This window comes from Actinacidiphila sp. bgisy144, assembly GCF_057708105.1.
Window position 1 is genome coordinate 1 of the sequence record NZ_JBYIRM010000075.1, and the last position, 7,541, is coordinate 7,541.

Genomic DNA, 7,541 nt, shown 5'->3' on the forward strand with positions numbered 1-7,541 from the left:
TGGGCAGGACCTTCTCGACCTGCGGCGCGGGCTCCTCGGCGACGGCCGGGGCCTCCTCGATGATGACGTGGGCGTTGGTGCCGCTGACGCCGAAGGACGAGACGCCCGCGCGGCGGACCCGTTCGCCCGCCGGCCAGGGCTGCGGGTCGGTCAGCAGCTTGACCGAGCCGGCGTCCCAGTCGATGTTCGAGGACGGGGCGTCGACGTGCAGGGTGGCCGGGAGCTGCTGGTGCCGCAGCGCCTGGACCATCTTGATGACGCCCGCGACACCGGCCGCCGTCGAGGAGTGGCCGATGTTCGACTTGATCGACCCGAGCCACAGCGGCTGGTCGTCCGCGCGGCGCTGCCCGTACGTGGCGAGCAGGGCGTGCGCCTCGATCGGGTCGCCGAGCTTGGTGCCGGTGCCGTGGCCCTCGACCGCGTCGACCTGGTCCGGCCGCAGCCCCGCCGAGGCCAGCGCCGACCGGATCACCCGCTCCTGAGCCGGGCCGCTGGGCGCGGTCAGGCCGTTGGACGCGCCGTCCTGGTTGATCGCGGAGCCGCGCAGCACCGCGAGCACGTTGTGCCCCAGGCGGCGGGCGTCGGAGAGCCGTTCCAGGACGATGAGGCCGAGGCCGTCCGAGAAGCCGGTGCCGTCGGCGCCTTCCGCGTAGGACTTGCAGCGGCCGTCGGCGGCCAGCCCGCGCTGCCGGGAGAACTCCACCAGCAGGAAGGGGCCCGCCATGACGGTGACGCCGCCGGCCAGGGCGAGCGAGCACTCGCCGGAGCGCAGCGCCTGGGCCGCGAGGTGCATCGCCACCAGGGACGAGGAGCACGCGGTGTCCACGGAGACCGCGGGGCCCTCCAGGCCGAGGCTGTAGGCGACACGGCCGGAGACGACGCTCGTGGTGCCGCCGGTCATCCGGAAGCCCTCCAGCTCCGGGCCGCCGCCTCCGGCCATGAGCCCGGAGACGTAGTCGGAGGGGCCGACGCCGCAGAACACGCCGGTGTCGCTGCCACGCAGCGAGCCGGGGTCGATCCCGGCGTCCTCCAGCGCCTCCCACGCGCCTTCGAGCAGCAGCCGCTGCTGCGGGTCCATCGCGACGGCTTCGCGGGGGCTGATCCCGAAGAACCCGGCGTCGAAGTCACCCGCGCCGTCGAGGAACCCGCCGCCGCGCGTGTACACGGTGCCGGCCTGCTCCGGGTCGGGATCGTAGAGCCGCTCCAGGTCCCAGCCGCGGTCGCCCGGCAGCTCGGAGATCACGTCCCGGCCGGCGGCGACCAGGTCCCACAGGCCCTCGGGCGAGTTCGCGCCGCCCGGGTAGCGGCAGCTCATGCCGACGATCGCCAGCGGCTCGTCCGCCTCCACCCGCCGCCTGACCGGTGTCCGGGTGGCCGGCGCCTTTCCGGTGCCCGCGCCCTGGACCTGCGTCACCAGGAACCTGGCGACCGCGATCGGCCTCGGGTGGTCGAAGATCAGGGTGGCCGGCAGCTTGAGACCGGTCGCCTGGGCGAGCCGGTTGCGCAGCTCGACGGCGGACAGCGAGTCGAAGCCGAGCTCCTTGAATGCCCGGCCCGGGTCCACCGCGGCGGCCGACGCGTGCCCGAGCACGGTGGCGACCTGCGCGGTCACCAGGTCCAGGGCGACGCGTTCCCACTGCTCCCGGTCCACGCCGGCGAGCCGTGTCGCGAGTGAACCGCCCGCGCTCGTACGGTCCTTGCGGCCGGGGGTGCGGACGAGTCCGGCCAGCAGCGGCACCGCTGTGCCCGCCCGCGCCTGCTCCCGCAGCGCCGCCAGGTCCAGCAGCACCGGAGCGACCAGCGCCGCGTCCACCTTCTGGGCCGCGTCGAGGAGTTCGAGCCCCAACTCCGAGGGCAGGGGCTGCACACCCATCCGGTTCAGCCGCGTCAACTGAGCGGCGTCCAGTTCCCCGGTCATGCCGGTGCCGGTCGCCCACAGGCCCCACGCCAGCGACACCGCCGGCCGGCCCGCGGCCCGCCGCCGCGCCGCCAGCGCGTCCAACCCGGCGTTCGCCGCCGCGTAGTTGCCCTGACCGGCACTCCCGATCAACGCCGCCACCGAGGAGAACAACACGAACGACCGCAGATCGGCGTCCGCCGTCAACTCGTCGAGCAGCAGGGCCGATTCGAGCTTCGGCCGGACCACTCGCTCAAGCTGCTCCGGCGTCATCGACGCCAGCAGACCGTCGTCCAAAACGCCGGCCGCGTGTACGACGCCGACGAGCGGGGCGTCCAACGAGCCGATCAGCTCGGTCAGTTGCTCCCGGTCGGCCACGTCGCAGGCCATCACCTCCACCCGGCAGCCGGCGTCCGCCAGCTCCGCCGCCAGGTCGGCCGCACCCGGCGCCCCCAGACCGCTGCGGGAGACCAGCACCAGGTGGCGGGCACCGCCCTCGGTCGCCAAGTGACGTGCCACCAGGGCGCCCAGGCCGCCGGTGCCACCGGTGACCAGTACCGCGCCGTCCGCGGCCGCCGGTGTGAGGGCGCCCAGCGTGGTGGACGCGGTGGCCTTCGCCAGGCGCGGCGCCAGCACCTGCCCGCCGCGCACCGCCACCTGCGGCTCGTCGGCATGCAGGGTCAGCGCGGCCCAGTCCGGTGCCGCGCCGGCGATCTCGCCCGCCGGGTCGAGGTCCAGCAGGCCGAAGCGCCCGGGGTGCTCCGACTGCGCGCTGCGGACGAGGCCCCACGCGGCGGCCGCCGCCACGTCCGGCGCCTCACCGGCCGTCGAGACCGCGCCCCGGCTGACCAGCACCAGGCGGGACTCGGCCAGCGCGTCGGCGGCCAGCCACTCCTGCACCAGCTCCAGTGTCCGCGCGGCCACCGTCTGCACGGACCCTGCCGCGTCGTCCGGGACCGCGGCGACCACCGTGCCCGGCACGGCGGTTCCCGCGGCCACCGCCGCGGTCAGTGCGGCCAGGTCGGTGAACTGCTCGCCTGCTCCGGTCAGTTCGCCGAGTGCGGCCACCTGCGGCCGGACGGCGTCCGCGGCCGGTGCGACGGGGCTCCAGTCGACGGTGTAGAGCGCTCCGGTGTCCGGCCGCCGCGCGCCTTCCAACTGGTTGCGGTCCACCGGCCGGAACGCCAACTGGTCGGCGCTGATGACGAGTTCGCCCTGCTCGTCGGTGATGTCGACGCGCAGCGTGGAGTCGGCGGTGGAGGTGATGCGGACCCGCACCCGGGAGCTGCCGGGTATGCCCAGCCGAACGCCCGACCAGGAGAAGGGCAGTTGGGCGGCGTGGTCCCCGCCCTTGTCGAGCCAGGAGAGCCCGCTGTGGAGCGAGGAGTCCAGCAGCCCCGGGTGGATGCCGTACTGGCGGGCGGAGGAGACGTGCTCGTCGGGGAGGGCGGCTTCGGCGTAGACGTATTCGTCCTGCTCCCAGGCGGTGTGCAGGGCCTTGAAGGAGGGGCCGTAGTCGTAGCCGAGGCCGGCGAGGCGCTCGTAGAGGGCGTCCACCGCGACGGGTTCCGCGTCCTGCGGCGGCCAGGCGCGCGCCCAGTCCGTGTCGGCGGGCAGGCCGGCGTCGGGTGTCAGGGTGCCGCGCGCGTGGCAGATGGGCTGGGCCTGCTCCCGGCCTTCCTTCTCGCTCGGCGCGGTGTAGATCGCGAGGTCGCGGCGCCCGTCGTCGTCGGGAGCCCCGACGGTGACCTGGAGGTCGCGTGCCTCGTCCTCGGCGAGCAGCAGCGGGACCTGGAGGACGAGTTCCTCGACCACCGGGCAGTCCACCTTGCGGCCGGCGGCCAGTGCCAGTTCGGCCAGGGCCACGCCGGGGACGATGACCATGCCGAACACGGCGTGGTCCTGTGTCCAGGGCTGGGCCTCCGGCGAGACGCGGCCGGTGAGGACCCACTCGTCGCGGTCGCCGACCCGTACGGCCGCCGACAGCATCGGGTGCCCGAAGGCCGCGAGTCCGGCCCCGGCGAGGTCGCCGCCGCCCCCGGCGGCCACCGGCAGCCAGTACCGCGACCGCTGGAAGGCGTAGCCGGGCAGGTCCACCCGCTGGGCACCGGTCCCGGCGTAGAAGCCCGCCCAGTCCACGGTCGCGCCGGCCACGTGGGCCTCGGCCAGCGACGTCGCGAACCGGCCGAGCCCGCCTTCGCCGCGGCGCAACGAGCCGACGACACGCACCAGTTCGCTGCCTTCGACCTCCTGCACCGTCTCGGTCACGGCCGAGACCAGCACGGGGTGCGGGGACATCTCCAGGAAGCGGCCGGCGCCCTGTCCGGCCAGGGCGCGGACGGCGGCCTCGAATCCGACCTGCCCGCGCAGGTTCGCGTACCAGTAGGCCCCGTCCAGGCCCTCGGTCCCGATGAAGTCACCGGTCGCCGTGGAGTAGAAGGGAACGCGGCCCGGGTGGGGCGCCAACGGCGCCAGGACGTCGAGGAGTTCGTCCTCCATGATGCCGACCTGCGCCGAGTGCGACGCGTAGTCCACCGGCACCCGGCGGGCCCGTACCCCGGCGTGCTGCCACTGCTCGACCAGTTCCCCGAGCAGCTCGGCCTCACCGGAGACGACCACCGAGCGCGGGCTGTTGACCGCCGCGATGGACACCCGGCCCTCGTACGGCGCGATCAGCGCGGCGACCTCCTCGGCGGGCAGACCCACCGACACCATCCCGCCCAACCCCGCCAGCCGCTCCAGCACCAGCTTCGACCGCAGCGCCACCACCCGCGCCGCGTCCTCCAACGACAACCCACCCGCCACATACGCCGCCGCGATCTCACCCTGCGAGTGGCCGACCACCACATCCGGCTCCACCCCGAACGACCGCCACAGCGCCGCCAGCGCCACCATCACCGTGAACAGCACCGGCTGCACCACATCCACCCGCTCGAACGGCGGCGCTCCGTCCGCCTCCCGCAGCACGTCCTCCACCCGCCAGTCCACGAACCGGGCGAGTGCCGCGTCGCATGCGGCCACCTCCGCGGCGAACACCTCGGAGGCATCCAGCAGTTCCACCGCCATGCCGACCCACTGCGCACCTTGCCCCGGGAAGACGAACACCGTCTTCCCCGACCCGGCGCGGCCCTCCACCACACCGCCGCCGAGCTCACCGACCGCCAGCCCGGACAGCCCCGCCAGCAGGGAGTCGCGGTCGGTGGCGGTGACGGCGGCCCGGTGCTCCAGTTGTGCCCGGGTGGTCGCCGCGGACAGCCCGAGGTCCAACAGCCCCGTCTCCGGCCGCGCGAGCAGGAACTCCCGCAGCCTGGCCGCCTGCGCCCGCAGCCCGGTCTCGTCCTTCGCCGACACCAGCACCGGAACCGTCGGAAGGACCTTCGCAGCCTGCGGTGCGGGCTCCTCCTCCGCCGCCGGAGCCTCCTCGATGATCATGTGCGCGTTGGTGCCGGAGACCCCGAAGGACGACACGGCCGCGCGGCGCGGGCGCCCGGGGTCGGTCCACGGCTGCGCTTCCGTCAGCAGCTTGACCGCGCCCGACGTCCAGTCCACGTGCGGGCTGGGCTGGTCGACGTGCAGGGTGGCCGGCAGCTGCCGGTGCCGCAGTGCCTGGACCATCTTGATGACGCCCGCGACACCCGCGGCGGCCGAGGAGTGGCCGATGTTGGACTTGATCGACCCGAGCCACAGCGGCCGGTCCTCCGCGCGCCCCTGGCCGTAGGTCGCCAGCAGCGCCTGCGCCTCGATCGGGTCGCCCAGCTTGGTGCCGGTGCCGTGGCCCTCGACCGCGTCGACCTGGTCCGGCCGCAGCCCCGCCGAAGCCAGCGCCGCCCGGATCACCCGCTCCTGGGCCGGGCCGCTCGGCGCGGTCAGGCCGTTGGAGGCGCCGTCCTGGTTGACGGCGCTGCCGCGGATCACCGCCAGCACCTTGTGCCCGAGCCGCTTCGCGTCCGACAGCCGTTCCATCACGACGATGCCGGCACCGTCGGAGAAGCCGGTGCCGTCGGCGCCTTCCGCGTACGAGCGGCAGCGGCCGTCGGGCGACAGGCCGCGCTGCCGGGAGAACTCCACCAGCAGGAACGGCCCGGACATCACCGTCGCCCCGCCGGCCAGCGCGAGCGAGCACTCGCCGTTGCGCAGCGCCTGCGCCGCCAGGTGCATCGCCACCAGGGACGAGGAGCACGCGGTGTCCACGGACACCGCCGGGCCCTCCAGGCCGAAGGTGTAGCTCAGCCGGCCCGACACGACGCTGGTGGTGCGGCCGGTGAGCTTGAAGCCCTCCAGCTCCGGCGTCGCCCCGCCGCCGTACTCCGAGGTGACCGCGCCGGTGAACACGCCGGTGTCGCTGCCGCGCAGCGAGCCGGGGTCGATCCCGGCGTCCTCCAGCGCCTCCCAGGCCCCTTCGAGCAGCAGCCGCTGCTGCGGGTCCATCGCCAGCGCCTCACGCGGGCTGATCCCGAAGAACCCCGCGTCGAAGTCACCCGCGCCGTCCAGGTAGCCGCCCCCGCGGGCGTAGACGGTGCCGACGCGCTCCGGGTCCGGGTCGTACAGCCGCTCCAGGTCCCAGCCGCGGTCCCCGGGCAGCCCCGATATCGCGTCCCGGCCGGAAGCGACCAGGTCCCACAGGCCCTCGGGCGAGTTCGCGCCACCCGGGTAGCGGCAGGCCATGCCGACGATCGCCAGCGGCTCGTCCGCGTCGGCCCGCCGCCGGGCCGGGGTGCGGGTGGCCGGTGTCTTCGCGGCACCCTCGTCCGTACCCGACACCTGCGTCACCAGGAAGCGCGCCACCGCCAGGGAGGTCGGGTGGTCGAAGACGAGGGTCGCGGGCAGCTTGAGGCCCGTGGCCTGAGCGAGCCGGTTGCGCAGCTCGACCGAGGAGAGCGAGTCGAAGCCCTGCTCCTTGAACGCCCGCCCCGCGTCGACCGCCGAGGCCGACGCGTGCCCGAGCACCGCCGCCACCTGCGCGGTCACCAGGTCCAGCGTCACGCGCTCCCACTGCTCGCGGTCCACGCCGGACAGCCGCGTGGCGAGCGAACCGCCCGCGCCCGTACGGCTCTTGCGGCCCGGTGCGCGGACCAGTCCGGCCAGCAGCGGCACCGCGGTGCCCGCCCGCGCCTGCTCGCGCAGCGCCGCCAGGTCCAGCCGCACCGGCGCGACCAGCGCGGCATCCACCTTCTGGGCCGCGTCCAGCAGTTCGAGCCCCAGCTCCGAGGAGAGCGGCAGGACGCCCATGCGCTCCAGCCGGGCGAGCTGCCCGGCGTCCAGCTCGCCGGTCATGCCGGTCTCGGCCGCCCACAGGCCCCACGCCAGCGACACCGCCGGCCGGCCCGCGGCCCGGCGCCGCGCCGCCAGCGCGTCCAACCCGGCGTTCGCCGCAGCGTAGTTGCCCTGACCGGCACTCCCGATCAACGCCGCCACCGAGGAGAAGAGCACGAACGACCGCAGCTCCGCGTCCGCCGTCAACTCGTCCAGCAGCACCGCCGCGTCCAGCTTCGGCCGCATCACACGGTCCACCTGCTCGGCCGTCATCGACGCCACCAGGCCGTCGTCGATCACACCCGCCGCGTGCACGACGCCGACGAGTGGGACCTCCAACGAGCCGAGCAGCGCCGCCAGTTGCTCTCGGTCCGCCACGTCGCAGGCCGCG

1 protein-coding gene is annotated in these 7,541 nt (G+C 74.9%); it reads right to left on the bottom strand.

Features of this window, described 5'->3' with window-relative positions; all coding sequences use genetic code 11:
* On the bottom strand, window positions 1–7,541 hold a 7,541-nt coding region (locus AC3EVP_RS36600; RefSeq protein WP_435138031.1), incomplete at both ends, for an SDR family NAD(P)-dependent oxidoreductase.